Consider the following 25,733-nt stretch of genomic DNA (forward strand, 5'->3'; position numbering starts at 1 on the left):
CGATGGTCGAAGGAGCAGACGGCTCCCTTCCGGACTACTCACTCAAGGAGATAGTCTCCACGCTCTCAACGTCATTGCGCGAGTACAAGAACCTCTCGATTGCAACGCCTTTCCTCGTGACAGGCGAGGCACTCGTCGAGTGCACCATCCCGTTCGTGACGGCGCAGCTCATAGATCAGCTTGATGCTGGAGCTGGGATGCAGGTCATCTGGGGATACGCCGCGGTGCTTGTCTGCCTGGCGCTCATCTCGCTTGCGTTTGGCACCTCGGCAGGCATCACGTGTTCGATAGCCTCGACAGGCCTCTCGAAGAACCTTCGACATGACCTGTTCCACAAGATTCAGGGCTTCTCGTTTTCCAACATCGACCGCTTCTCTACGAGTTCCCTCGTGACGCGCCTTACGACCGACGTCACAAACGTGCAGAACGCCTACATGTCCCTCATCCGTACCGCCATCCGCTGTCCGCTCTTGGCACTCTTCTCCATCATCATGGCCTTTGTGTCGGGCGGACCCATGGCCGTTGTCTATGTGCTTGTCGCCTTTGGGCTGGGCTGGGGGATCTTCAAGATCGCCGTCACGGTGATGCCGATTTTCCGCCGAATCTTTAGGAAGTATGACCGCCTGAACGACTCCGTCGAGGAGAACGTGAGCGGCATCCGCGTAGTGAAGTCCTATGTGCGAGAAGACTACGAGAAGGAGAAGTTCAACGAGGCCTCGGGCACCATCTACCACGACTTCGTGCACGTAGAGCGCATTCTCGCCTGGAACCAGCCCCTCATGACGCTTGCCATCGACGTCATCTACACCTTCGTTATCTACTTCGGCTCGCAGGCCATTGTCTCGAGCCAGGGCCAGCTCATGGGCGTAGGCCAGCTCTCCGCACTCATCACCTATGGCTTCTCGATGCTCATGAGCCTCATGATGTTCTCGATGGTCTTCGTGATGGTCACGATGGCAGAGGAGAGTTCGCGGCGAATCTGCCAGGTGCTCCGCGAGGAGCCAGACCTCAGGAACCCCGAGAACCCCGTCATGGAGGTGCCTGACGGCTCCATCGACTTTGACCATGTGAGCTTTGAGTACTCCCGCAAGGCCGACCGCATGGCACTCGATGACATCGACCTGCACATCAAGAGCGGCGAGGTCATCGGCGTGATTGGCGGCACGGGCTCCTCGAAGTCCACGCTTGTCCAGCTCATCTGCCGCCTCTACGACGCAACGGAGGGGACGGTGAGCGTGGGCGGCCACGACGTGCGCGAGTATGACCTTGACACGCTGCGCAACCAGGTGGCCATGGTGCTCCAGAGAAACGTGCTCTTCTCGGGCACCATCAAGGACAACCTGCGCTGGGGAAACCCCAACGCCACCGACGAGCAGATGCTCGAGGCGTGCAAGCTTGCGCAGGCTGACGAGTTCATCCAGCAGTTCCCGGATAAGTACGACACCTATATCGAGCAAGGCGGCACCAACGTCTCGGGAGGACAGAAGCAGCGTCTGTGCATCGCTCGCGCACTGCTCGAGGAGCCCAAGGTCCTCATCCTCGACGACTCCACAAGCGCCGTGGACACCAAGACCGACCGCCTCATTCGCGAGGGCTTCAGGAGCTTTATCCCAGAGACCACCAAGATCATCATCGCGCAGCGCACCAGCTCGGTGGAGGACGCAGACCGCATCGTGGTCATGCGTGACGGCCACATCGACGCCGTCGGCACCCATGACGAGCTCCTGCGCACGAACGATATCTATCGCGAGACGTACACCACCCAGAACAAGCAGTCCCACGACCAGGCCATGGAGGCAATCTCCAGGAGTGCCGTCGAGGCTGGAAAGGAGGCTGACCATGAGTAGCGAGAAGGAAGGCCCCGTGGCTCAGACAGCCGCTGTACCCGTCGGCGAGCCGGCACGCGGTCATGGCGCAAGTCGCCCCGGAGAAACGTTTGGGCGCATTATCGCCCTTGTGTTCTCCTATTATCCCGTTCACGCGACCGCACAAGTGATCTGCATTGTCGTTGCGGCAATTCTCGCAAGCGTGCCCTCGATCTTCATGCAGCGGGCCATTGCCGTGGTGCAGCAGCTCATGGCGACCGGTGACTGGGCAACGGCACAGCCACAGATTCTGCGCATCACGCTCACCCTGATCGCCTGCTACCTCGTTGCGCTTGGTGCCAACATCGCCCAGACGCAGCTTGGGGCAATCATCTGCCAGGGCACCCTCATGAAGGTCCGAGACCAGATGTTCGACCACATGGAGGACCTGCCCATCAGCTACTTTGACACGCACAAGCACGGCGACATCATGTCCCACTACACCAACGACGTCGACACGCTGAGACAGCTCGTGGGGCAGTCCCTGCCCAACCTCCTCACCATGGCCGTGGCCATGATTTCGGTGCTCTCCATCATGCTGTGGTACTCGCTGCCGCTGACCATCGTCGTACTGGTCATGGTGGGCATCATGGGCATTCTCACGCGTGTCTTGGGCGGACGCTCTGCCCACTACTTCCTCGCCCAGCAGCGAGCCCTTGCCGCCGAGGAGGGCTTTGCCGAGGAGGCCATGAACGGCCAGAAGGTCATCAAGGTCTTCACCCACGAGCGCGCAACCGAGGAAGGCTTTGATGCCGTGAACGACCAGATGTTCGAGGCCTCCAAGAAGGCGAACATCTACAGCAACACGCTTGGCCCCATCCTCATGAACATGGGCAACCTCTCTTACGCCGTCGTGGCGGTCGCCGGCTGCATCATGCTCACATCTGGCATCGCCAACCCGTCCATCGCGGGGATGGCCCTTTCCATCGACATCGTGGTGCCGTTCTTGAACCTCACGAAGCGTTTCGCCGGCTCCATAGGTCAGGTCTCCCAGCAGATCAACTTCGTGGTCATGGGCCTTGCCGGTGCCGAGCGCATCTTCTCGCTTGTCGACGAGGAACCCGAGGGGAACGACGGCTACGTCACGCTGGTAAACGTCACTCGCACGTCCGCTGGCACGATTGCGGAGTGCGACAAGCGCACGGACAGCTGGGCTTGGAGGCATCCTCACCATGACGGTACCGTAACCTACACGCCGCTTGCGGGAGACATGCGCCTCTTTGACGTCGACTTTGGCTACACGCCAGACCACACGGTGCTGCACGGCATCTCGCTCTACGCCAAGCCCGGCCAGAAGGTTGCCTTTGTGGGTGCCACCGGTGCCGGCAAGACCACAATCACCAACCTTCTCAACCGCTTCTACGACATCGCCGACGGCAAGATCCGCTACGACGGCATCAACATCAACAAGATCAGGAAGGCCGACCTGCGCCGTTCGCTGGGAATGGTTCTCCAGGACACGAACCTCTTCACTGGCACCGTCATGGACAACATCCGCTACGGACGCCTTGACGCCACGGACGAGGAGTGCGAGGACGCGGCACGCCTTGCCGGCGCGGACAACTTCATCCGTCGCCTGCCGGAGGGCTACAGCACGATGCTCACCGACAATGCCGCGCAGCTCTCGCAGGGCCAAAGGCAGCTCCTCTCCATCGCTCGCGCGGCCGTGGCCGACCCGCCCGTCATGATCCTGGACGAGGCGACCTCCTCCATCGACACCCGCACCGAGCAGATCGTGCAACGCGGCATGGACGCTCTCATGCATGGGCGCACCACCTTCGTGATTGCCCACAGGCTCTCGACCGTCCGCAATTCCGACGTGATCATCGTGCTCGACCACGGTCGCATCATCGAGCGCGGCACGCACGACGAGCTCATCGCCAAGCACGGGACGTACTATCAGCTCTATACGGGTGCGTTCGAGTTGGAGTAGCGCGAACGCTGTGTGATCCGCACGCCGCAGCGACTGTGCGGACCCCTGCGACTGCGAGGCCCGCACAGTCGTTTGTGCGGGCCTCACGACTAACGGGCATGCAGCGCATGTTTTGGGGCGTGCAGACGGGTAGCATTTCACTTCACATTACACAGCGGCAGGCGGCCCGCCTGCGTGCAATACCGAACGGGAGGCCCATGTCCGCAGCACTTCTCGCCATTATCTACCTTGCCTTTGTGAGCCTTGGGCTCCCCGATGGCCTTCTGGGTGCGGCGTGGCCCACCATGCATGTGGGCGTGGACGCCGCAGTCTCGTGGGCAGGCATCGTCTCGACCGTCATCTGCCTGGGAACCATCGTCTCGAGCCTCCTCACCAACCGCCTGGTACGGCGTATGGGAACTGGCGTCCTCACGGCCTCCTCGGTCGCCCTCACTGCCGCAGCGCTCTTTGGCTTCTCCACCGCCACCGAGTTCTGGCAGCTTGTCTTGTGGGCCATCCCCTACGGTCTGGGTGCGGGAGCGGTCGACGCGGCACTCAACGCATTCGTGGCCACGCACTACGAGGCAAGGCACATGAACTGGCTCCACTGCTGCTGGGGCATAGGAGCAGCCGGGGGGCCGCTGCTCATGGCTGCGCAGATATCGCATGGCGCGGGATGGCAGGTCGGATACCAGGCGGTGGGGCTCATCCAGGTGGGACTTGTTGTCGCCCTCGTGCTGAGCCTTCGCCTGTGGGGAGCAAGGGTCGCAGGCAGCAAGGGTGGCGAGACGGACGCCGGTCGGCGGGCAGTCTCACGGTCCCGGATGATCGCGCTGCCAGGCGTCCCCCAGGCGCTTGTCGGCTTCTTTTGCTACTGCGCACTTGAGGCATCGTGCGGTCTTTGGGCGCCAACCTTTCTGGTGCTGGGGCATGGCCTCGACACAGGCGTGGCGGCGCTTCTCGGGTCGCTCTTCTACGCGGGAATCACGTGCGGACGCTTTGTCTCGGGCGTGCTCACGCTGCGCCTGACGGGAACGCAGCTCTTGCGGCTTGGGGAGGCGGTCATCGCCTCTGGGGTGGCAACGCTGCTGCTTGCGCCATGTGAAGCCGCACTTGCCGTGGGGTTGGTGCTTCTTGGCGTGGGCTGCGCCCCCATCTACCCGCAGATGATACAGCTCACACCTACCCGCTTTGGGACGGACAACGCACAGGCGCTCATGGGACTCCAGATGGCCTGTGCCTATGTTGGCTCCATGGCCATGCCGCCCCTTGTGGGCATGGCCGTCGAGAACGCCTCACCCCTGCTCCTGCCACCCGTCGCCGCCGTGCTCCTTGCCGTCATGACCGTCTGCCTTGGCATCTGCGACAAGCGGACAGCCGCCACCCACCCGTCCAGCGCCATGTAAGGAGGCCCTGATGCTTGCCGACTGCCATGTCCACTCCGCCTACTCTGACGACTCAACCTATCCCATGGAGCAGGTGGTGGTGGACGCCATCCGACTGAACCTCGACGAGCTCTGCTTCACGGAGCACGTCGACTACGGCGTGAAGCCAGACTGGGACCAGCCAAAGGGGGCCCGCTTTGAGGACGGGCACCCCGTAACCAACTGCCCATACCCGGCGTACTTTGCAGAGCTCTCCCGGATGCGCGAGGAGTACGGCAGCCAGATTCGCATTGCGTCAGGTCTTGAGCTCGGCGTTCAGACCCACACTATTCCTGCCTACGAGCATCTGCTTCGTGAGTACGGTAGCCAGATGGACTTCGCGTTACTCTCCATACACCAGGTTGGTGACAAGGAGTTCTGGAGCGGCGACTTCCAGCATGGCCGCACGCAGGGGGAATTCACGGGAGCATACTACGAGGAGCTGCTCCGCGTGGTCTGTGCCTTCGAGGGCTACAGCGTCCTTGCCCACATGGACCTCATCCGCCGCTACGACCCAACACCGGAAGGTCCGCTGTCCTTCTCGGCCACGCGGGATGTGGTGGCTGCCATCCTAGAGAAAGCCATCTCCGGCGGGCACGGCATCGAAGTCAATACGTCCGGCTGGCGCTACGGGCTTGCAGGGCCCCAGCCCACGGACGACATGCTTCGCCTCTACCGCGACCTCGGGGGCACCGTAATCACGCTGGGCTCGGACTCGCACCGCCCGGAGCACCTTGGCGCCTACCTCCGCCTTGGGAAGGACCGCCTCCGCTCGCTGGGGTTCGACAGCCTCTGCACCTTCGAGCACTGGGAGCCACGCTTCCACAGGCTCTAGGAACCAAGGACTCCCCAATTGCGCTATGGTGTGTCAGTCAAGATAACGTCAGGAGACACATGCGCGAGACTATGCCGAAAAGGACCCCCATCCTACGGACGGGCAGACTTTGCCTACGCCCTTGGCGCGAGAAGGACGCCCCTGCGCTCTTCCGCTACGCCAGCGACCCCGAGGTGGGACCGCGGGCAGGTTGGGCACCCCACATGACGATCGAGGAGAGTGAGACCGTCCTGTGCGACCTTCTCATGCTGCCGGACACCTGGGCAATCACGCTCAGGGACCGCAGGGGTGCCCTTGCCGACGAGCCCATTGGGGCCATCGCCCTCATGCATGCCGGGAACAGCGGCAGAGAGGGCCTCCCAACAGACGAGGCCGAGATTGGCTACTGGATCGCGCGCCCCTGGTGGGGCCATGGCTACATGACAGAGGCGGTGCGAGAAGTGCTTCGCCATGCCTTCCTGGTCGAGGGCCTCTCTGCGGTACGCGCCGCCTACTACGAGGGCAACGAGGAAAGCAGGCGGGTGCAGGAGAAGGCGGGTCTACGCCCGCACCATAGCAACCCGCATGCCGTTGACCGGGTCGGTATAGCACACGAGGAGCACGTGCAGCGCATCACGCGTCAGGAGTGGGAGACCTCGCTGACCGCGGACCCCACCGACGGAAAGATCATCGCCCACCAGCAGGTTGAGGCCACCCACATCATCGATACCTTGCCGCTCGTCTCGCTCGTACGCTCCGGCGGGCAGACCGGCGCAGACCGTGGCGGCCTCGATGCCGCACGGGAGCTGGGAGTGTCCATCTGTGGCTGGTGCCCGCCCGGCGGCCTGGCGGAAGACCTTCCCGAGCCGCCGGGCCTTCTCGCCCTATACCCAGAGCTGCACGAGGGCGCCGCAGAAGGTTATGTCGAGCGCACGGCGTGGAACGTGCGCGACAGCCACGCCACGCTCATCGTCTCCCCTGGTGGCCTCGAGCCCAAAAGCGGCACCGAGATGACCGCCATCTTCGCCGAGCGCTTTGGCCGACCGGTGCTGGTCCTCGAGGGGCACGATGCCGAGAGGGACGCACAGGAGGCGCTCTTGTGGCTCTCCTCGCTTGAGGCGCGTGGCACCACGCTCAACGTGGCAGGCCCGCGCGAGTCAAAGATGCCCGGCGTCTATCAGCTTACGCGTGACATCGTCACGGCAGTTCTGCACAAGGCGTCAGGGTCTACGGCAAGGCATTAGCGTCAACGATGTCGGTCGTCCTTGATGATGCTCCTCGCAACCCACACGCCCAGCACGAAGGCAACGAGATAGCCCACAAACCCAATCACGGGAATGCCGAAGATGACTGGCTGGATGCGAGCGTAGTAGACCACAGACGAGCCGATGAAGAGGCCTGCCACAATAACGCTCATCGTGAGGCGGTTGGCAATGTGGGCAATATCGTTGATGGGGTCCTCGGTCCCCGCAACATCAAGGTTGAACCGCAGCTGACCACGCGTGAGCATCTTCATGGCAAGGTCCGCCTGGGAGGCCGCACCGAGAAGCCCGTGCGCCGCTCGCATGCTCTCGCGTGCAAAGCCCTTGGCCTCATGCTTGAGCATGTCCTCAGGTGTGGTATGCGCCTTGATGTGAGCCGTGATGATCTCGATGATCGAGACGCCAGGCAAGAACTCGTCGACCACGCCCTCGAGCGTGACAAGGGCACGGGCCAGCATGGTAACCGTGCCAGGAAGCTCGATGCCGTTTTTTCTCGCCATCGAGATGAGCGAGTTCACAAACGCGCCAACGTTGAGGTCCGAGAGATCTGCCTCGCCGTAGTCCGCAATGATCATGTCGAGGTCATCGAGCAGGTGGGCATGGTCGACCACAGACGTATCTGATATCGAGAAGCGCAGGAGGCCGTCGGCAAGTCTCGCGGAGTCCCTGAGAGCGACAGCCTTGACCATATCCGACATGGCCCTGCGGTCGTGCGAGGAGAGCCTTCCCATGATGCCCAAGTCAATGTAGACGATCTGCCCACCGCGAACGATGAGGTTGCCCGGATGCGGGTCCGCATGGAAGAAGCCGTCGTCGATCATCTGGCGCGTGTAGTTGTCGACGAGCTTGGTGCCCATCTCCTCGAGGTCGTAGCCGGCAGCCACGAGCCTTGCGGTCTTGTCGATGGGAATGCCCTCGATGTAGTCCATGACCACGACGTGCCTGGCACAGAGCTCGGGATAGGGCTTGGGACAGTCCACAAACCTGCAGTCCGCGTTGTTGCGCCGAAACTCCTCGAGGTTCCTCGCCTCCACCAGGAAGTCCGTCTCGTCACGAAAGGACTGCCACAGCTCGTCCACTACCGACTGCATGTCGAGAAACTGGCTTCCCGACATGAAGCGATTCATGAAGCCCACAAGCGAGCGCATGATGGCGATGTCTTGCGCCATCGTCTCCTGGACGTGGGGCCGCTGCACCTTGATGGCGACCATCTCGCCCGTGACGAGACGGGCCTTGTGCACCTGCGCCACGGAGGCAGAGCCCAGGGGAACATCGTCAATTGCGTCAAAGATGTCCTCAATGGGGGTCTCGTACTCGTCACGCAAGGCCTGAAGCACCGTCTCGCGGTCCATGGGCTCCACGTCAGAGCGGAGCTTGGTGAGTTCCCGGCAGAAGCTCTCGGGCAGGATCTCGGAGCGCATCGAGAGGATCTGGCCTGCCTTCACAAAGGTTGGGCCCAGCTCCTCGAGCAGGTGCCGCAGGCTCTTGGGGGTGAGGCCGTGAAAGATGTCATAGCGACGGACAATCGAGAGAATCTCGCGCACGCGTCTCATCCGAGAGCTACGCGATGACACGTACCCATCTGATGTCTTGCTACGGCCGCCGAAGATGCCGATGGTCTGCGAGTCGTCGTCCTCGAAGCCCCCCTCGCTCACGCTCTTGTACCACGCGTCAAGGAGCTCGTCACTGCTACGTGGCGAGCTCCCTGTTGCAGCATCACTTTTGTCGTGAACCTCAGGCACAGGTTCTACTCCTTGGCGTCACCATCATCGACCGGAGCATCCTCGACGGAATCCGGCTCAACAACATCTGCGTCAAGGTCGGAGGCCATGGAAGCGACCTTCTTGGCGAAGTCCGCGCGCTCCTCGGGAGTCATTGACTTCATCCTGGCACGCAGGGCAGCGTCAGAGGTGTCGCCAACGACCTCCCTGGCCTTACGGGTGAGCTCCTCGTTGATGGCCTTGCCCTGGGCAACCGTAAGCTCGCCCTTCTTCACAAAGCCATCGATGACTTCCTGGGACTTCTCGGCGGTGGTGGCAACTGCGCCCACGCTTGCCAGGAAGACCTTGCGGAAACCGTCTGCGATATCGAAGTCTGCCATGATGTCTCCCTTCAGAAGCGGGACGGCCGTCCCGCGGCGGTGATGCTTTCTGTTCTACCCCACCTGAGCCGATGGGTTGCGCTGAGAAGCCAAAATTCGGCATATGCCCAAGAGACGTACGGTCGAAGGCCCGGCTAGCCCAGGAGAACGCGCGCGAGGTCGTCAACTGTCTCGGCAACGGCCACGGCGCCGGCCTCCCAGAGCTCCTCCACATCACAGGTGCGCGCATAGTGGACCCCCGCGCAGGGCATGCCCACCTCGGCTGCCGCGTCAACGTCGTAGAACCTGTCGCCCACCATCACTGCATCCTCTGGCCCCAGGCCGATACGCTCCATAACGCGACCAATGGTCTTTGGCTTGGTGTCATCGCCGTCGTCGAGCTTTCCCAGGAAGACATCGAAGTGGGGTGCGAGACCGGACTCGCGCATACCGCGCTCGAGCAGGCTTGCACGCTTTGACGAGGCAACGGCAAGGACCTTGCCGGCAGCGCGGAGGGAGTCCGCGAGCTCGATGGTGCCAGGGATCGCCGGGAACGCCTCGGGGCCAAGCGTGCTGTATATGGCGCGGTACTCCTCGGTGACCTGCGCCGCTTCTGTCTCGGAGAGCCCGTAAACCATGCTAAAGGCCTCGGGAAAGGGAGGGCCCACTATGCGCCTGAGGTCACCCATGTCGGCGTCAGAGAGGCCATGGTTGCGCAGGACTGTGCGCGCCGTGGTGGTGATGCCCTGTATGGTATTCGAGAGCGTGCCGTCAAAGTCAAAGACCACAAGCCTGCGGCCGCTCACGTCCATCCCTCGCGGGAACGAGGCCCGCGCCCTACCAAATGCCATCGTTGTTCTCTCCTGCCTGCAAGTGCCACGCCTGTCACATATGAGTTTCTAATCGTCTACGGTACCCGAAGCCGGGGTGCTTGCGCGCTAGAATCTGCTCGTAGGGGCTTTCGCGCCCCATTCGTATCAAGACTGCAACAAAGGAGCGACATGCACGCAGAGCCGTTCGTGTGCTACAGGCCACGGCCCGAGAGAGCCCAGGACTTCGCGTCACTGCCCTATGACGTATTCACCAAAGAGGAGGCCCGCGAGGCCGTGGCGAGAAGGCCGCGCTCCTTCCTCGCAATCGACCGCCCTGAGACCGCGTTCGATCCCTCGCACGACATGCACGCCCCTGACGTCTACGAGAAGGCCGCGAGCCTTCTTGCCGACCGCGTGGGCGACGGCAGCCTTGTCCGTGACGGGGATCCCTGCTACTACCTGTACCGCTTGAGCGGAGACGGCCATGAACAAACAGGCATCGTCGCAGCCTTCTCGATTGACGACTACGAGTCGGGCGTCATCCGTCGTCACGAGTTCACGCGACCAGTGGACGAGAAGGACCGCGCGGACCACATCGCCGCGACCGGTTGCCAGACCGGCCCTGTACTTCTCGCCTACCGCGACGACCCCACGCTCTCGACCATTGTCAGCGCCGGCACGACGGCAACTCCACTCTACGACTTCACCGATGCCGAAGGATGGCGCGAGACCGTGTGGCGCGTGAGCAGGCCCGCCGCCGTTGACGCCCTGCGCACGATGCTCGAGCTTGTCCCGCGCTCCTACATCGCCGACGGCCACCACCGAGCCGCAGCGGCAGCACGCGTGCGCAAGACACTCCGCGAGGCGCACGGCGACACGATGGGCGCGCCGGGCACCGAACCCTGCGACCGCCTCCTGGCGGTGCTCTTCCCCAAAAGCCAGCTCATGACCCTCCCCTACGACCGCGTGGTAGCAGGCACCGCCGGACTTGCGCCCGATGCCCTTCTCGCAGAGCTTGCCGACAGGGGCTTTGCGGTTGGCGGGCCCACGGACAAGCCCATACGTCCGACTGAGGCCCTCCGCTTTGGGCTCTACCTTGGCGGCTCCTGGCGCGAGCTCGCCTGGGAGGGGGGCGTCCCCCAGGCGGCCGTGAACAGGCTCGATGTCTCGATCCTCCAAGACCAGGTGCTTGGCCCCATTCTGGGCATAACCGACCCTGGCCGCGATCCCCGCATCCGCTTTGTGGGAGGGCACGTCGATGCAGGCGCCCTCGAGCCGCTCGCAGGCGAGAACGGCCTCGCGTTTGCCCTCAGGGCGACGCCAGTGGGTGACATGATGGCCGTGGCAGACGAGGGGGGCATCATGCCCCCCAAGTCAACCTGGTTTGAGCCCAAGCTGAGAAGCGGCCTCTTCATTAGGCCCATCCGTACGGGTGCAGAGAGGCCCTTGGAGTAGGCACCAACCCCGAGCAGTGTTGGCTCAATTGTACTTGTCTTGTGGGTGGTATTTCTGCGCCTTGGGTATAAGGTGGATTCAGAATGCAAACCAAGGCATGCCGGCAGGGAGGTGCTGCATGGAGGAAACAGGCAACGAGCGTTGGCCGCACTGGGCACACGACTTCACGCAAGCCCTGTCGCACGCCCTTGGGAGGCAGCCCGGGCCCATGGCGTCCCCGGGTGGGGACGCACCCGGGGACGCCATGGGGCCTCGGCTTGGCGCGCGCTTTGCCGCAGCCGTCGATGCGGCCCGCGCGCGCGTCACGTCGACCCTCGACATCGACGTGCTCTCCCAGAGGCTCGTGGTTTCGGACGACCCCCTCTCTGACCTGGGGCTCATCGTCGCAGACATACGGTCTCGCCAGCGTGATGACAAAGATGAGGCAACGGGACCGATCATCGTGCCCTCCTCTGCAAGCGATGGCACGCTGCCACCGTCCAACCTTGAGGTTTTTCTCGCGGACACCCTGGACGATGCAGGCCTTCTCGTCGCTGACGTCGCCATGCCGTCTGTTGGTGTGGTTCGCCCACCCACATCCCACCTCTTCTATCTGCGTGTCAACGATGCTGAGCTGGGCTACGGGGCCAAGCTCAAAGTGCTGCGCATCGAAGCGGCACTCAACGCCGTGCTTCTTGCCTCGGCGTTCTTCGATAATGCAGACGACGTGCCCATGAGCGAGCTCGTGAGATTCAGGCAGCGCGTCGCAGCGTCAGTGACCTCTCAGATTCCCACCATCGCGGACGGATTGCCCACACGCGGGGAAGAGCGACCAGACGGCGAGTGGGCTGTTCGCAAGGGCATTTCTACGGGCATCGAGCACTCCCAGGTGCCTTATCGCCTCCAGGCTCATTTCCGTGCGAATGTCGCCGATGGCGAAGTGGCTATTATGGTGGACCTCACACCCCCATCGGTCATGCCCGCTCACGTGTGGATTGACGGCATGGGGGTAGTTCCAGCGACATCCGAGATGCGTCGCCGTGCCGCCACGGACTACAATCTGCGCGTGGGGATACTGCTTGCTGCCTGCGCGTTTAGGTGCAGCCCTCAGATACAGAGGGTGTGGGTTGCCGGCACCACCGACACCCCGCAGTCACATGACTGCTATTTCTCCGTGCGCTTCGACCGCGAGGGCTTCTCGCAGATTCCCCTCACGGGAGGCTTCGATCCTGTGGAGACATATCGCAACTTCAATGCCGCGCTCGCCGAGAAAGACGGCCAGCTCTCCCCCGTGAGGCAGGACTTCTCGCTGGAAGACGAGCGATTCTGTCCAGTACGCCGCTACGAGACCGTCGAACTCTCTTCGCGCATCCTCCCCGACCCCTTTGCAAAGGCGCTGGGGGCGACCCACGTACGCCAGCTCGGCATTGTCGAGGAGAGCAAGAGGGTCGAGGTCGCGTCCCAGATTGGACGCCGCATCACTGCGTCCACCCAGGAAAACGTGCGTGCAATCATGGAACTTGCAGGCAGCAGCGATGACCCCACCGTGCAGGAGGCAGCACGGCGCTGCATGAGCAAGCTCATCGACGGGACGCTCCCCGAGGATGACCCTCAGAGGATTCAGGATGAGTTTATTAGCGGCGACGAGCTTTCCGTTGCCATCAAAGAGGCAAAGGACCGCCTAGCACAGAAGGATGCGACTGGCGCTCTCTCCAGCGTCCTCGGAGCGCTCGAGCCCCTTGAGCAGAGCCACACATACGAAGACACGCCAACCGTTGAGTGGCGCGCATTTGGAAGCTACGTCGACCGTGTCCTCTACAACCGCCTCCTCTGGGACGGCTCCCGCGAGACGAGACTCGTCCCAGATGCCTATCTCGAGGCACAGCTTATCGCCTCAGTGGCAGCGCTAGCCAAGGGAAATGCGCCCATGGCAACCCAGCGGGCACGGCGCGCTGTTGAGGTGGCACCGCTGAGCACCCACGCAAGGCTGCGGCTTGCCCAGTGCCTTGATGCCGAGGGACGCACCGACGATGCAATGGTCGAGATTGGCCTTCTCTTGGAGCTTGCCCATGATCCCGAAGGCGTTGGGCTTGGTTACTTCCGCATGGCAGGCTATGAGTGGAACCGTCATGACACACGCGCGGCGCGGGCCTGCTACCAGCGCGCAATATCGTTCATGCCTGGTGTGGCATCCCAGATGGCATCGCAGCTCTCAACCATCGTCTTGCAGATTCAAGGCGCAACCACTACGGGCGAACCTCTGACCGAGGAGCAGGTCCGCGCCGCGCTTGCGGCACGAGACATTGCGATCGCTCCCACTGAGCAGGTTATCGACAGCCTGTTCGAGGCCATGCAAGCGGCCCTCGACGCCGAAATCTTCCCTGTGGCGAGAGAGTTCATGATAATCCTTGGGCTCATGACGCACGATGACGTGTATTACGGGATGCTTCGCTCAATCGAGGGCGAACCGGATCGCTAGTCACTGGTCAGTCGATGCGCAAGAAAAGGGCCGGCTTCGCATGGGTCCCCATCTCGTGTGCGAAGCCGGCCTCTAGTGTTGCGCCAAGTCCCTTGCCTACAGGTTGTTGAGGATTGACTTTATCTTGGTGGCATATGCCGGATCGGCCGCCCATGTGCCGCTCAGGCCTTCGACCGTCTCCGACCTGCCAAGGAGCCACTTGCCATAGCGTGGGTCGTATATCGTCGAGGAGAGCGGCTCCTCTCCCGCATAGGCACGGAGGTGCTGCGCCTGGGCGAGGAACCCGATGTAGACGGCATCGGAGCCGTACGAGCTGAAGTCCGCACCGGAATTGCCGCTGCCCGTGGCGCCAAGTCCGCAGAAGTTGCACTGCTCGATCTTGACATCTCCGCCAAACTTGAGGTAGCCGGTCTCGACCATGGCCTGCGCATAGACGACCTCCGGGCGGACGCCCTCGGCGACCGCGGCATCCCAGAGCCGGTCGACGAACTCCTCGACCGTCGAGGCGCCGTATGCGGCGTACACGCTGGAGGGGAACTCGGCGTTGCGCGTCTTGAGCCCGGCCTTGAGGTCGCTCACGAGCTGCGACTTCTCAGCCTGGGGATCGCCGAGAATCAGCGTGGGCTGAGCGGTCTCCGCCACCTCGACGGTGGCGGACCTGGTCTCCCTCGTGCCGTCGGCGCTCACGACGTCCACGTAGAGCGTGTAGGCGCCTGCCTTCGCGGGCGTGAAGGAGCCCGTGGCCTCGGCGGTGTCGGAGCCGGTCGAGAGGACGGTGGAGCCCCACTCGCCCTCGGCCCAGGAGCCCTCGTAGGACCAGACGTAGTTGTACGTGAGGCCGGAGGTCGAACCGGCGACGTCGGCCGAGAAAGTTACGGCAGCGCCTGCGACAGGCGTATCGGTGGTGACCTTGACACCCCTGTAGCTGTATCCGCTCTTCACGTTGACGGTCACCATGCGCGTAATCTTTGACGTCCCGTTGGAGCACACGTCAATGAACAGCCAATACGTGCCCGGCTCCGTTGGCGTGAACGTGCCCGAGGCAGAAGAGGTCATCGAACCCGTATCCTTGACGGTCGAGCCCCACGAGGACCAGTCGGGCTTTGCCCACACGTAGTTGTAGGTGAGGTCCTCGCCAACGCCCATGACCTTGGGCGAGTAGGTCACGGTCTCGCCGACGTAGGCCTCCGCGGTCGAGACGTTGATCCCCGAGACGCTCCACCAGGTGTCCGAGCCGTAGAACTGGTCGTAGATGGCCGCGCCATCGGCCCTGCCGAAGCTCGTGAGATAGCTGTCGTTCGAGAGCTTTGCCGCATCGGACGTGCCGTCGATGAAGCCGTGCTCGATGATGACGCCGAGGATGCCAGCCTTTCTCGCATAGCGGGTGATGCCGTAGTAGTCTGCGACGGAGCCGTCATCGTAGAACGAGGTGTCCCAGTTCCTCGTGATGGTTCCCGCGCCATGGATGGAAAGCCCGCTTGACTTGAGCCCCGAGAGAACGAGAGCGGAGAGCGACTGTCCCGCGTAGTACAGGTCCTGGTTGTAGCTCGAGGAGTTGGTGGACTCTACCTCGGCTCCCCTGCCGCCACCTGCGTTGATGTGGATGGAGACGATGGCACAGCAGCTGTTCTCGACGGCACGTTCCACGCGATCATACACGGAGACATACTCGTACTGGCCACGCGTGAGGTAGACCGTGACGCCTTTGGACTCGAGGTAGTCCTTGCAGGCCTGGGCGATCTTCCAGGTGAGGTCGGACTCCTTCATGCCGTTTGCTGTGGCGCCGGGATCCCACCCGCTGTGGCCGGGGTCGATGGCGATGGGCCTCCCCGTTTGCTTTGCCACCGAGAGCGCCTGGGAGATGTTCGAGTACGTAGAGAGCGAGCCATCTGGGCTTGCGGTGGTGTAGGCGGTCGTAGCCGCCCGGGCGGTGGACGGAACGAGGACGAGGGCAAACACCACGCCCAGGACGAGCGACACACCACTGAGGAGGCGAATAAACCGCTGCTTCGTTTTAGCCATGATTCTCCAACGACGAGCTACATGTAAGCAGCATTTTGACATAGAATCAGCTTCAATGCCTGAAAGCTTCCAGCAGAATCAGCGAAAAGACGTTCATGAGACAAATGCGCGACGCGAACCCCCTTTGGCCACCGAGCTTCTCGGCGGCCATCTTTGATTTTGACGACACCCTCGCCCTGACCCACGATCTCTGGAGGCAGGTCGACATTGCCTTCCTTGCGTCACGAGGGGTTCGCTACACACCTGACGTGGGGCGCATACTTACCACGCTTGGCTTTGTGGGCGGTGCACGCTGGTGCATCGAACGCTATGGCTTGAAGGACAGCGTTGAGGAGATCTGCGAAGAGTGGACCTCCATGGGCCGCGCCCTCTACGCAACACGAGTGCACCTGAGGCCGGGCGCCGAGGAATACCTCGCAGCCCTCAGGAACGCTGGCGTGCCCATAGCCCTCGCCACCACGAATGACCCCGAGGTGCTCGCAGCCATGCGGGCAAACGTAGACGCCTACAGCCTCTTCGATGCCGTGGTCTGCGCCGGGGAGGTTGGGTGCGGCAAAGACCGGCCCGACATCTACCTCGAGGCGGCCCAGCGCATCTCGGCACAGCCACAAGACTGCATGGTCTTTGAGGACCTCCTCCAAGGCGTCTGCTCCGCAAGGCACGCAGGGATGCACACCTGCGCCGTCCTCAGCGACAACCCCCTCCAAAACGAGCGCGAAGTCGCAAAGGCTGCCGACTGTGCTATTTCAAGCTGGCGCGATGCCCTTGGGGACGGGAAATAGCCATCACGTCTTTGTGGGCGAGGCCATATGGGCCTGGAAGCGACATTTGGGAACCACTTGGGGATTTATGGGCCCTCGGCATAACCATTGAGGTAATATAGCACTTGTGGCTTCTGCGGCCACAAGGTATCGCGCGAGAGCGCAGCTTTTTGTCCTGCGGGACAAAGAAAGAAAGGCACGACATGGCAAAGGGTACTGTTAAGTGGTTCAACCCCGACAAGGGCTATGGCTTCATCTCTCGTGAGGATGGTGACGACCTGTTCGTCCACTACTCCGAGATCCAGATGGACGGCTTCAAAACGCTGGACGAGGGCCAGGCTGTCGAGTTCGATATCACCACCGGCCAGAATGGCAAGCTCCAGGCTTCCAACGTCCACAAGATCTAGTCCATAGTCCACGACATACCCCGTGGGGACTTGTGGGACTTGGCTCCCCCGCCTTGTGCGGGGGAGTTTTTTATGAGCAGAGCTGCGGCTAGCCCGATGCGATGTCGAGCTGCTATACCATGGGACAGCGCGCATAGTTTGACAGGACGAGAGGAAAGGCGACCCGTGAGAGTTCTCGCCATCGTGCCCGCCTACAACGAAGAGGAATGCCTCGCGAACACCGTGCAGGAGCTTATCACGACCTGCCCAGATGTCGACTACCTCGTCGTCAACGATGGCTCGAGCGATGCAACGCCGCGCATCTGCGACGAGCTCGCCTTGAGCCACATCGATCTGCCCGTGAACTGTGGGCTCACGTCTGCAGTGAAAGCTGGCATGAAGTACGCCATGCGCCATGGCTACGACGCGGCCGTGCAGATAGACTCTGATGGCCAGCACATGCCCGAGTACATTTCCCTTATGGCCAAGACCATGAGGGACGAGGGCGCCGACATCGTCATTGCCTCGCGCAACCTTGCTGGAGGGGGCGCCGAGGGAGCCCGTGGTGCGGGTGCCAGGCTCATCGCCGCTTTCATCCGTCAGACAACAGGCACGACTATCACCGACCCAACGTCTGGGATGCGCATGTACAACCGTGCGATGATCGAGAGGCTTGCCCGTGGCTTTGATCTGGCTCCCGAGCCAGATACCGTTGCGCTTCTCATCCGCAGGGGGGCCAAGGTCGTGGAGGTCCCTACCAAGATGCGCGAGCGCCAGGGCGGCACGAGCTATCTCCACTTCATGTCATCTATCTCCTATATGGCACGCACGTGCCTTTCCATCCTTCTCTTCCAGTGGTTTAGGTAGGACCCGCCATGTCCCCTGTGCTTCGCATCGTTCTTATTGTTGGAGCCCTTCTTGCGCTCACCATTGTCATACGCAAGGTGAAGAGGTCCAAGATCCGCATTGCCGACTGTGTCTACTGGGTATGCGCCGTCGTGCTCCTGCTGATCCTGGCAATCTTCCCCCGCATTGCGTATTTCTTCTCGGACCTCCTGGGCTTCCTCTCGCCCAGCAACTTCGTGTTTCTCGTGGTCATTGCACTTATGCTGCTCAAGCTCTTCAACCTTGCCTGCGATGTCTCGCGTCTCACCGACAAGGTCGAGCAGCTCTCGCAGGAGCTCGCGCTCCACAAGAAGGAGTGCGAGGACAGCCACACGAGCAAGGCGTAGCTTTGCACTGGATGCCTCGCCCTACTCCACCATCACGTTAGCGCCATCCCCAAAGTCAAGCACGCACGGAAGGTGCGTGTAGCGCTTCTCCTGGGGTGGAAGCTCTAGGTAGTTGCCATAAAGCGTGCTCAAGTAGGTATCGCAGTCGTGCGGCGCCCTGAGGGTCATTCCGTCAAAGGCAATGTCTCTCGTGGGAAAGAGCACCGATGTGTCATGCACGCCATCAAGGGGATAGGTGGCGTTAAACCAGCGCTCCGATGGGGCCGTAGGCCGAGCGGCCTTGAGAAGCTGATCCGAAAGCCCCTGGGGCTTCCACGCATGCGCAATGGTGTGGTGGAGAAGCGCGCAAGCCGTGACCTTGAGATTGCGCATCGGAGTGTCCGAGGGGATCTTTGGGTGGGCGATGCCGTGGAGGTAGCTCATGCGTTGGAGCCTGAGGCATGCCGCCTTTCGGGCGCGCGAGCGCGCAGAATCCGACTCGTCGCGGAAGTACGGAAACACATCTAGAAAGATGGCCTGATTACAACCCGCCTCATATGAGACCTCGTCAATAAAGCGCGTGCCGTCGAGAAAGACCTTGGCCCACAGCGACGTGAGGCCCGGGGTGTTCTCGCACGTGGCAAGGGAGTAGCCCTTGGGCAATGCCTTGGGTGCCAGTTCAAGAAAGCGCAGGTAGTCTTCGAGCGGCATGCCAATGTCGGCGTCATCGTCCCAAGGAATAAAGCCTCCGTGACGCACTGCCCCCAGGCAGGTGCCGGAGTCGATGAAGTAGTCAAGGCCATTCTCGCGGCAGAGCTCATCCACAACATGCAGGATGTCTCGCTCTGCCTCCTGAAGACGCCCAAGGGCGCCATCGGGGTACGCTCGTGCAGCCTCGTCTTCCTTGCCCATCAGTCCTCCTCGTCCCTTGCGGCGGCGTCTTGCTCAGAGGGCGCACCGACCTCTTCACCATGGTCGAGCCTCTTGCAGTCCCGCACGAAGAAGAGCGCAAGCGAGAGGACCGCCATGAGGTAGGAGCCAACGCCCACCCAGCTCACGCCATTCATGCCAAAGAGGTCCACAACGGGGATGGTGGCCAGTAGCGAGACGACCGTGGCGACAACGTTGCCAAGGAAGCTTGCCTTGTAGTCTCGAAGCGAGAGGAGCAGGTCATTCATGAACCAGGCAAAGGCAGTCACAAAGGTGCAGAGCACGGCCGGACCCAAAAGGTAGCTGTACTCGACGATCTCCTTGCCGTAGAGCAGGCCCAAGACCCACTCACCAAAGATGAGGATAAGCACCGAGAAGACGATCGTGATGCCAACAATGCCTTGGATTGTTCGCTTGAAGAGCTTCATGGCAGATGCCTTGTCATCCTTGAAGCGCTGGGCAAACTCGCCCATGAGTGGGCTGTAGATGTAGGAGGCGCCCATCTGGACGATGGCTGCGGGGGATGCCACCGACGAGTAGATGCCCAGTGCCGCCGTGCTCACGCTCGCCGCAAGGTACTGCTTGGGCACGGTGAGGACCGCACTCGAGCACACCTGGGCGATGACAAGCGGGAGGAGCGTCGCCAGCGTGCGGGTGGCAGAGCGCAGATCGACAACGGGCTTCACAGACTCAAAGCCCGAGGCCCGGGGCATGTCATAGGCAAAGCAGATGGCGAGCGTGGCGGCGGCCATGGAGACGCAGGCAAGCTCGAGGGAGTCGGTAAGCCACAGCACTGCTGAGAAGAGCACAAGGTTGGAGGCGCCCTGCATCATATAGGAGCGCCCTATGTAGTCCATGCGAAGGTGCCGCTGGTCTATGGCATGCAGGCCTTCGATGAAGTTAGCCGCGAGCGATGCGACAAGGTAGGCGACAATCGCTGGCACGGCATCGAACGAGCACGTGAGAAGCGCATAGACAATGCCCGCCACAAAGGCAAGGGCGCTCGTGAGGAGGCGCAGCCCAACGTACTCGCCGGAGCTGTGCTCGCCATGGACGTCCGTCACCTGTACCGTACGCAGGCGAAAGTCCGCGAACGGCGACACGAGGTTCGAGACGGACATGGCGAGCGAGAGGGCGCCCGCCGCATCAAAGCCGTGCGAGAGGCGCACAACGGCGATGGTGATGAGGTAGTTGCACCCCAGCCTGACAATGGACCCGGCGGAGTTCCAAGCGATGTTCTTCTTAAGCGAGAGACCTTGTGGCACGTACTCCTCCAATCGGGGATTCGATCCGCATGGCTTAGGGACGCGTGGGCACGCGCTATGACTGGTGTCCGCGCGCTACCTCCTGACTCAGCCGGAAGGCAATGCCGAGAAGCCGGGCCGTTCCCCAGAACCCCAGGATGCGATAGGCAAGCGCAGCCCTGGCCACAGATGGATCCTCATGGGCGGCAAGAAGCGAGGGTGCATGGGCACACATCTCGAGAGAGACCTTGTCGTCTCGCCGGCACTCGCCAATCGATGACGTCTGGCCCATCCAGACGATGAAGGGGTAGGCAAGGTATGCCCTTATCGCTCGCGCCTCCACGCCCGCAAGTCCAAGCTCGTCGATGGTGGCAATGTGTTTGCCCACAATGCGCGCGAGGTCGTCGGTCATCGCCCTTGTCACGGGTTTGGAAGTCTGGGCATAGCCGTGGCCCTTGCGGTAGCAGTAGTACGGGTCATCGAGCCAGCCCACGCTCTGCGCATGCTCGAAGACACTCGCAGACCAGTCGGTGTCCTCGTTGCGCATGCCTTCGGGAAAAGCGATCCCGGCATCACGCACCAGCGAGGTGCGCACGACCTTGTTCCACACGGCCCTCGATACGACGCCATGAGAGATGATCGAGAGCATGGCTTCGCCCTTGCCGAGACTCGCGACCTCGCCTGCGAGATGGGTCTCACGCGGAGGCACGATGGTGCCGGTAGGGTCATCGTACATGCAGTTGTCATGCATGAGGACGTCTACGAGGCGGTCGCTGAGGCATGCCGCCACGCGTGCGAGGCACCCATCATCGCGCAGGAAGTCGTCATTGTCGCAGAAGGTGAGGTAGTCGCCCGTGGCGCGTGCGACTCCCTCATTTCTCGCGGACGATGTGCCGCCATTCTTTTTGTGGATGGCAATGACACGAGGGTCGTGCGCGGCAAGCTCGTCGCAGAGGGCCCCGGAGTCATCTGTGGAACCGTCATCGACGAGCAGAACCTCTATGTCGCGAAACGTCTGCCTCGTGATGCTTCCCACGCATTCGCGGAGATACTCGTGGGAGTTGTAGACGGGAATGACTATCGAAATCCTCATTGCCTCACACCGATTCTCTTGTGCCTAGCGGAAGACGGTCACGGTCGCAAGCTTTGCTGGCAGGTAGCACAGCACGGCCAAGGGCACGTTGGGTGCCTCCAGAACGCCTCCCCTGTGACGGGCGAGCATGCATCCGACAAGATAAAGCGTGGTCTCGCGGCAGGCGTCATAGGGGTTCGTAGCCCGTCTCGCACTGTCGCGCTTGTGGCGCATGTAACCGATGGGGTTTTTCTTGGTGTTTGCGACAAAGTTCTTTGTATAGCCATCAGGGAGGTAATGGCAGATGGTAAGCACGTGGTCGTATGTGAGCATGTCGTAGTCATCGTCTATGGCGAAGAAGGCCATGGACTCGGCAACGAACTTCTCCCCAGGGGCCACCTCGTACGGATGCTGACGCACGACCTCCGTGCGATGAATGAGTGACGTGTCTCCCTTGAAGCGATACTTATGGAGAAGGTCCCACATCTTGGTGCGGTCCACACCAGCCGGCATATGCGTTCCGAGCGGGGTGTTCCCGTCTGTCCCACGCAAGGCCACAACGCCTGCAAGGGTTGAGTCTTTTCTCGCCTTGTCCCACACGCGGACGATCTGCTCGATGGCAGTGGGAACAAGGTGGTCGTCTGAGTCCACCACGAAGAACAGCTCGTCTTGGCAACGTTGCATGCCAACGTTGGTGGCACGCTGCTTGCCGCCATTCTCCTGGTAGACATAGGTGATTGGCACCCTGCCCTCCGATTGCCACTCGCGCACCAACTGTGCCGTATCATCCGTCGAGCCGTCGTCCACCACAAGCCAGGAGAAGTCGCGGCAGGTCTGGGCCACAAGGCTCTCGTAGAGCTTGGGCAGTATGTAGGCACGGTTGTAGGTCGGCGTGAAGACGCAGACAGTTGCCATGGGGTGGCTCCGGTTGTGGTCATGCGGGGCCCTGCAGGGCCAGCGCCGCGTGCGGACGTTATTCCATCCCAGTAATTCTCGCACGCCAGGTGAAGCAGACCGCCGTGGTGCCGGTCCCAAGGGAAAAGACCCCAAAAAGAACGGACTGACGCACCAGGGGTCATAAAGAGTCGGTACAATCTCTCGAGTGCACGAATTACAGGTTCATGTCAGAAATCTTATGTGGAACTTACATATGGAGGCAACGGATGGGCAAGACGATTGGCTTGCAGGATATGAAGTCGATAGAGCTGGACATCACACGCGAGATTTACGCCGTGTGCCATGCCGAGGGGCTGAAGTGCCTCCTGTATGCAGGCACGCTCCTAGGTGCAGTGCGTCACCACGGATTTATCCCCTGGGACGACGATGTGGACCTGCTCATGCCGCGAGAAGACTACGAGCGCTTCCCGGAGGTCTTTGCAAGGCGCACCACAAAGCCGTACCTGCGTGTGACCTGGTATCGCGACCGCTCATCCATCTATCCCTTCATCAAGGTGGTGGACACCCGGACTGAGGTCATTGAGCACTATCTGGACGAGAGCCACTGCCGTACGGGCGTGTGGGTCGACCTCTTCCCCCTCGACAGCCTCGGTCCATCCGACGAACCCTTCGAGAGGTGCCTCAAGCTGCGGCGCAAGTACGACTATCTCGTGGCGAACGTGAACGAGGGGGCCTCTGCCGCAAGCCGTTTGGGCAAGCGCGTCCTGAAGGCAGTCATGCCCAAGGAGGATATCTACGCCATCGCCAGGCAGATGGATGACATTGCACGCGAGGCCCACCAAGAGGGGTCGTCTGATCTGGGGCAGGTCGTCTGGAGCTTTGGGCCCAGCGAACGTATGCCTCAATCCATGCTCGAGACTTCAACCTACGACTTTGAGGACGAGAGGTTCGAGGGGCCGGCCAGCTACGACTACTGCCTCTCGCGCTGGTACGGCGACTACATGACCCCACCTCCCGAGGGGGAGCGCAAGCCCCACTACGTGGATGCCCGGTGGCTCTAGCGCTCCGCCTGCTCGAAGGCGGCCTCTAGGGCCTTGACCGTTGCCGGCCATGAGAGGTCGTGCTCGACGTGCGCGCGAAGGGCACGGGAGCTCTCCTGCGTCCATGTGTCGCGGATGGCGCGAATGCCCTCTGCCATGGTCGCGGGTTCGCGATCGCGCGTGATGACACCGAACGTATGGCCCGTATGGCACAAGGTCTCACGTGCACCACCAACATCCGGCACCACACAGGGCACACCCCAGGCGCCTGCCTCGAGAAGTGAGGTGCAGAACCCCTCGGAGCGCGTGGGGAGGCAGAAGACGTCCGACTGCGCGAGAAGGGCCGAGAGGTCTGCGTGTCCCAGGCTTCCCACAAGACGAGCGCCAGACGGAAGGTCGCGCTCGAGCTGGCCTCGAAGCGTCCCCTCGCCTGCCAGGACCGCAACGTAGCCATCGCCCAGCTGGCACACGGCCTCCATGAGTCGTTCGGGACCCTTCTCGGGCGCAAGCCTGCCCACGAAGGCAACGAGCGTCCCTCCCTCGGGGATTGCGAGCTCCGCCCGGAAATCCCTTCCCGAAGACTTGCCACGGAACGCCGCCGCATCGATAGCGTTGGGAATGACCAGCGACGTCTCAACGCCAAAGGTCGAGAGCCATGAAGCGCTCTTCTCGCTGATGCCGGCAAACGTAGCCCCCAGACTCACGTCACGGGCGGTCATATGGCGTTCCCAAGCATGGACGGCAGCATCAAGTACCACGCCACGGCCAAAGGTGAGCCATGCGGAACCGTGGTCGAGGAGGACCGCAGGCACGTTGAGGTCGCGCGCGAAGCGAAGGCCTGTGACGGACGTGCCATAGAAACGCGTGTTCACAAGGATGCGGTCCACGCCCAAGCTGGAAATGGCAGAGAGGAGCGCACGCTCACGAGACCCGTAGCGCAAGAGCGGAAGCCTTCCTCCCATGAGTTGGATGCTGGGGAGCCGTACCACACGCACGCCATCCGCCTGGGTCTCGACCTCGGGCGCATCATCGCGTGCGGACGTTGCCACGCAGACCCCATTCCCACCCAAGACGAGCTGGTGGGCGAGGTTTGCGGTAAACGTCTCCACACCTCCCACGTGTGGGAGGTATTGGGCCGAGAAGATGGCGTAGGTATGCGACATGCACCCAGCCTAGCAGTCGTAGGCTGGGTCTATCGCCTCAAGCTCGCGAAATGAGTCAATCTCGGTGACATCCGAGAGGGAGCACTCGCGAGCGTAGACCTTGTACCTGTCTGCAAAGTAGGCAAGCGGCGCCTCGTCCCAGAAGCGCTCCTTGCCACCGGGCATCTCAAACGTCGCAGGGATGTCCTCGGCAAGCTTTGCCCCGTCCTCGGGCGTCCAGTACGAGACGCCGACCATCTGCCAGACGCCGCCCTCACCGCCAATGCCCATGTGCCTGATGACCCCGTTTTTGACGTTGAAGCACCAGTCGTCCGAGCGCTCCATGGGAATGCCCAGGTAGTTCGAGCGATCCTGGTAGCGAGTGATGAGGTTAGGGTTTCTCAGGAGAAGGTCGGACTCGAACACGTACGCACTCTGGAGCAGGTCCTTTGCCGCAACCATGCTCGAGATGTTGTTCGTCTCGTTGTAGAGGGGGTTGTCGATGAACTTGATGGTGGGGTACTTGTAGAGGAGCTGGTCGAACTGCTCGCCCAGATAGCCTCGGACAACGTAGACCTCGGTGATGCCAGCGGCATAAACGGCATCGAGAATCGTATCGATGATGCGCCTTCCACCCACGCGTACCAGTGGCTTAGGCGTGTTGAGCGTAATGGGGACCATGCGGGAGCCAAACCCCGCAGCAATGAGCACTGCCCTCCTTACCCGAAAGAGCTCCAAGGCCTCAAGGCCCTCGTCGGTTACATGCCTATCCGCTACCAAACCAAGGTTCGCGAGGGCAGAGACTGCCTCGTTCACGCTTCCCACCGATATCCCGGTCTGCGCCGCAATCGCACGCTGGGTAAGCGGTGCCGGAGCGGTCGCAATGGTGGAGAGGACGAGGAACTCCCTGTGCGTCATGGTTAAACTACCTCCGTATGTGAGGAGA

General features: G+C 62.0%; 22 protein-coding genes. 12 read left to right on the plus strand and 10 right to left on the minus strand.

From position 1 onward, the window contains the following. The first annotated feature begins 2 nt into the window (after positions 1 to 2). The 5 genes from E0E00_RS09600 (at position 3) to E0E00_RS14415 (ending at position 7,259) form a co-directional block, all read left to right on the plus strand. Complete coding sequence (locus E0E00_RS09600) at positions 3 to 1,847, plus strand: ABC transporter ATP-binding protein (protein WP_207302742.1); 1,845 nt, start codon at positions 3 to 5, stop codon at positions 1,845 to 1,847. Further along, positions 1,840 to 3,798, plus strand: a complete 1,959-nt coding sequence (locus E0E00_RS09605) for an ABC transporter ATP-binding protein (protein ID WP_130812292.1) — start codon at positions 1,840 to 1,842, stop codon at positions 3,796 to 3,798. Before E0E00_RS09600 ends, E0E00_RS09605 begins: the two co-directional genes overlap by 8 nt. A 197-nt stretch (positions 3,799 to 3,995) precedes the next feature. Next, positions 3,996 to 5,183 carry a sugar MFS transporter gene (locus E0E00_RS09610; RefSeq protein WP_130812293.1) on the plus strand — a complete coding sequence of 396 codons (1,188 nt, stop codon included), beginning with the start codon at positions 3,996 to 3,998 and terminating at the stop codon, positions 5,181 to 5,183. 10 nt (positions 5,184 to 5,193) lie between these two features. Further along, positions 5,194 to 6,036: a histidinol-phosphatase HisJ family protein gene (locus E0E00_RS09615; protein WP_130812294.1), complete on the plus strand. Its 843-nt coding sequence runs from the start codon at positions 5,194 to 5,196 to the stop codon at positions 6,034 to 6,036. A 59-nt stretch (positions 6,037 to 6,095) separates the two neighbouring features. Next, entirely contained in the window at positions 6,096 to 7,259 is a 1,164-nt protein-coding gene (locus E0E00_RS14415; RefSeq protein WP_165443647.1) for a GNAT family N-acetyltransferase, read from the plus strand. A gap of 2 nt (positions 7,260 to 7,261) precedes the next feature. On the opposite strand, the gene E0E00_RS09625 is transcribed toward E0E00_RS14415, so the two are convergent. The 3 genes from E0E00_RS09625 to E0E00_RS09635 form a co-directional block, all read right to left on the minus strand. Then, positions 7,262 to 9,019 carry an AarF/ABC1/UbiB kinase family protein gene (locus tag E0E00_RS09625; RefSeq protein WP_242622228.1) on the minus strand — a complete coding sequence of 586 codons (1,758 nt, stop codon included), beginning with the start codon at positions 9,017 to 9,019 and terminating at the stop codon, positions 7,262 to 7,264. A gap of 5 nt (positions 9,020 to 9,024) precedes the next feature. Further along, entirely contained in the window at positions 9,025 to 9,378 is a 354-nt protein-coding gene (locus tag E0E00_RS09630; protein ID WP_130812295.1) for a phasin family protein, read from the minus strand. A gap of 134 nt (positions 9,379 to 9,512) precedes the next feature. Beyond that, the gene (locus tag E0E00_RS09635; RefSeq protein WP_130812296.1) at positions 9,513 to 10,208 is read right to left on the minus strand and encodes an HAD family hydrolase; all 696 of its coding nucleotides are present in this window, start codon (positions 10,206 to 10,208) and stop codon (positions 9,513 to 9,515) included. A 150-nt stretch (positions 10,209 to 10,358) separates the two neighbouring features. Here E0E00_RS09635 and E0E00_RS09640 point away from each other — a divergent pair, with 150 nt between their 5' ends. Continuing rightward, positions 10,359 to 11,624, plus strand: a complete 1,266-nt coding sequence (locus E0E00_RS09640) for a DUF1015 domain-containing protein (RefSeq protein ID WP_130812297.1) — start codon at positions 10,359 to 10,361, stop codon at positions 11,622 to 11,624. 118 nt (positions 11,625 to 11,742) lie between these two features. Beyond that, entirely contained in the window at positions 11,743 to 14,082 is a 2,340-nt protein-coding gene (locus tag E0E00_RS09645; protein ID WP_165443648.1) for a type IV pilus biogenesis/stability protein PilW, read from the plus strand. A 96-nt stretch (positions 14,083 to 14,178) separates the two neighbouring features. Here E0E00_RS09645 and E0E00_RS09650 read toward each other — a convergent pair whose 3' ends face one another. Then, a complete protein-coding gene (locus E0E00_RS09650; protein WP_165443649.1) occupies positions 14,179 to 16,104 on the minus strand; it encodes an N-acetylmuramoyl-L-alanine amidase in 1,926 nt (641 codons plus the stop codon). A 95-nt stretch (positions 16,105 to 16,199) separates the two neighbouring features. On the opposite strand from E0E00_RS09650, the gene E0E00_RS09655 reads away from it, so the two are divergent. The 4 genes from E0E00_RS09655 to E0E00_RS09670 all read left to right on the plus strand — a co-directional run bounded on the left by E0E00_RS09655 (position 16,200) and on the right by E0E00_RS09670 (position 18,483). Next, positions 16,200 to 16,886 carry an HAD family phosphatase gene (locus tag E0E00_RS09655; protein WP_130812300.1) on the plus strand — a complete coding sequence of 229 codons (687 nt, stop codon included), beginning with the start codon at positions 16,200 to 16,202 and terminating at the stop codon, positions 16,884 to 16,886. Between the two features lie 182 nt (positions 16,887 to 17,068). After that, positions 17,069 to 17,272 carry a cold-shock protein gene (locus E0E00_RS09660; RefSeq protein WP_130812301.1) on the plus strand — a complete coding sequence of 68 codons (204 nt, stop codon included), beginning with the start codon at positions 17,069 to 17,071 and terminating at the stop codon, positions 17,270 to 17,272. 165 nt (positions 17,273 to 17,437) lie between these two features. After that, complete coding sequence (locus E0E00_RS09665) at positions 17,438 to 18,118, plus strand: glycosyltransferase family 2 protein (protein ID WP_130812302.1); 681 nt, start codon at positions 17,438 to 17,440, stop codon at positions 18,116 to 18,118. Positions 18,119 to 18,126: 8 nt separating this feature from the next. After that, positions 18,127 to 18,483, plus strand: a complete 357-nt coding sequence (locus tag E0E00_RS09670) for a DUF2304 domain-containing protein (protein ID WP_130812303.1) — start codon at positions 18,127 to 18,129, stop codon at positions 18,481 to 18,483. A gap of 21 nt (positions 18,484 to 18,504) precedes the next feature. On the opposite strand, the gene E0E00_RS09675 is transcribed toward E0E00_RS09670, so the two are convergent. Genes E0E00_RS09675 through E0E00_RS09690 form a run of 4 tightly spaced genes read right to left on the minus strand, consistent with a single transcriptional unit; the run spans position 18,505 to position 22,623 of the window. Then, entirely contained in the window at positions 18,505 to 19,374 is an 870-nt protein-coding gene (locus tag E0E00_RS09675) for a phosphorylcholine transferase LicD (RefSeq protein ID WP_130812304.1), read from the minus strand. After that, positions 19,374 to 20,657 carry a lipopolysaccharide biosynthesis protein gene (locus E0E00_RS09680; RefSeq protein ID WP_130812305.1) on the minus strand — a complete coding sequence of 428 codons (1,284 nt, stop codon included), beginning with the start codon at positions 20,655 to 20,657 and terminating at the stop codon, positions 19,374 to 19,376. Before E0E00_RS09680 ends, E0E00_RS09675 begins: the two co-directional genes overlap by 1 nt. A gap of 55 nt (positions 20,658 to 20,712) precedes the next feature. Beyond that, on the minus strand, positions 20,713 to 21,729 hold the full coding sequence (locus E0E00_RS09685) for a glycosyltransferase (protein WP_130812306.1): 1,017 nt from the start codon (positions 21,727 to 21,729) through the stop codon (positions 20,713 to 20,715). Positions 21,730 to 21,753: 24 nt separating this feature from the next. After that, positions 21,754 to 22,623 carry a glycosyltransferase family 2 protein gene (locus E0E00_RS09690; RefSeq protein WP_130812307.1) on the minus strand — a complete coding sequence of 290 codons (870 nt, stop codon included), beginning with the start codon at positions 22,621 to 22,623 and terminating at the stop codon, positions 21,754 to 21,756. A gap of 248 nt (positions 22,624 to 22,871) precedes the next feature. Here E0E00_RS09690 and E0E00_RS09695 point away from each other — a divergent pair, with 248 nt between their 5' ends. Continuing rightward, positions 22,872 to 23,666, plus strand: a complete 795-nt coding sequence (locus E0E00_RS09695; protein WP_165443650.1) for a phosphorylcholine transferase LicD — start codon at positions 22,872 to 22,874, stop codon at positions 23,664 to 23,666. Here E0E00_RS09695 and E0E00_RS09700 read toward each other — a convergent pair. Beyond that, positions 23,663 to 24,808: a glycosyltransferase family 4 protein gene (locus E0E00_RS09700; protein WP_130812309.1), complete on the minus strand. Its 1,146-nt coding sequence runs from the start codon at positions 24,806 to 24,808 to the stop codon at positions 23,663 to 23,665. The two genes, E0E00_RS09695 and E0E00_RS09700, sit on opposite strands and share 4 nt — an antisense overlap. A gap of 9 nt (positions 24,809 to 24,817) precedes the next feature. Continuing rightward, on the minus strand, positions 24,818 to 25,705 hold the full coding sequence (locus E0E00_RS09705) for a sugar phosphate nucleotidyltransferase (protein WP_130812310.1): 888 nt from the start codon (positions 25,703 to 25,705) through the stop codon (positions 24,818 to 24,820). Positions 25,706 to 25,733 lie beyond the last annotated feature (28 nt).

The organism is Olsenella sp. Marseille-P4559, from assembly GCF_900605015.1.
GTDB lineage: Bacteria > Actinomycetota > Coriobacteriia > Coriobacteriales > Atopobiaceae > Tractidigestivibacter.

Coding starts and splice junctions, on each gene's coding strand:
- E0E00_RS09610 (WP_130812293.1), top strand. CDS start 3,996: ATGTCCGCAGCACTTCTCGCCATTATCTACCTTGCCTTTGTGAGCCTT.
- E0E00_RS09605 (WP_130812292.1), top strand. CDS start 1,840: ATGAGTAGCGAGAAGGAAGGCCCCGTGGCTCAGACAGCCGCTGTACCC.
- E0E00_RS09700 (WP_130812309.1), bottom strand. CDS start 24,808: ATGTCGCATACCTACGCCATCTTCTCGGCCCAATACCTCCCACACGTG.
- E0E00_RS09630 (WP_130812295.1), bottom strand. CDS start 9,378: ATGGCAGACTTCGATATCGCAGACGGTTTCCGCAAGGTCTTCCTGGCA.
- E0E00_RS09645 (WP_165443648.1), top strand. CDS start 11,743: ATGGAGGAAACAGGCAACGAGCGTTGGCCGCACTGGGCACACGACTTC.
- E0E00_RS09635 (WP_130812296.1), bottom strand. CDS start 10,208: ATGGCATTTGGTAGGGCGCGGGCCTCGTTCCCGCGAGGGATGGACGTG.
- E0E00_RS09650 (WP_165443649.1), bottom strand. CDS start 16,104: ATGGCTAAAACGAAGCAGCGGTTTATTCGCCTCCTCAGTGGTGTGTCG.
- E0E00_RS09640 (WP_130812297.1), top strand. CDS start 10,359: ATGCACGCAGAGCCGTTCGTGTGCTACAGGCCACGGCCCGAGAGAGCC.
- E0E00_RS09600 (WP_207302742.1), top strand. CDS start 3: ATGGTCGAAGGAGCAGACGGCTCCCTTCCGGACTACTCACTCAAGGAG.
- E0E00_RS09705 (WP_130812310.1), bottom strand. CDS start 25,705: ATGACGCACAGGGAGTTCCTCGTCCTCTCCACCATTGCGACCGCTCCG.
- E0E00_RS14415 (WP_165443647.1), top strand. CDS start 6,096: ATGCGCGAGACTATGCCGAAAAGGACCCCCATCCTACGGACGGGCAGA.
- E0E00_RS09685 (WP_130812306.1), bottom strand. CDS start 21,729: ATGAGGATTTCGATAGTCATTCCCGTCTACAACTCCCACGAGTATCTC.
- E0E00_RS09670 (WP_130812303.1), top strand. CDS start 18,127: ATGTCCCCTGTGCTTCGCATCGTTCTTATTGTTGGAGCCCTTCTTGCG.
- E0E00_RS09615 (WP_130812294.1), top strand. CDS start 5,194: ATGCTTGCCGACTGCCATGTCCACTCCGCCTACTCTGACGACTCAACC.
- E0E00_RS09655 (WP_130812300.1), top strand. CDS start 16,200: ATGAGACAAATGCGCGACGCGAACCCCCTTTGGCCACCGAGCTTCTCG.
- E0E00_RS09690 (WP_130812307.1), bottom strand. CDS start 22,623: ATGGCAACTGTCTGCGTCTTCACGCCGACCTACAACCGTGCCTACATA.
- E0E00_RS09675 (WP_130812304.1), bottom strand. CDS start 19,374: ATGGGCAAGGAAGACGAGGCTGCACGAGCGTACCCCGATGGCGCCCTT.
- E0E00_RS09695 (WP_165443650.1), top strand. CDS start 22,872: ATGGGCAAGACGATTGGCTTGCAGGATATGAAGTCGATAGAGCTGGAC.
- E0E00_RS09660 (WP_130812301.1), top strand. CDS start 17,069: ATGGCAAAGGGTACTGTTAAGTGGTTCAACCCCGACAAGGGCTATGGC.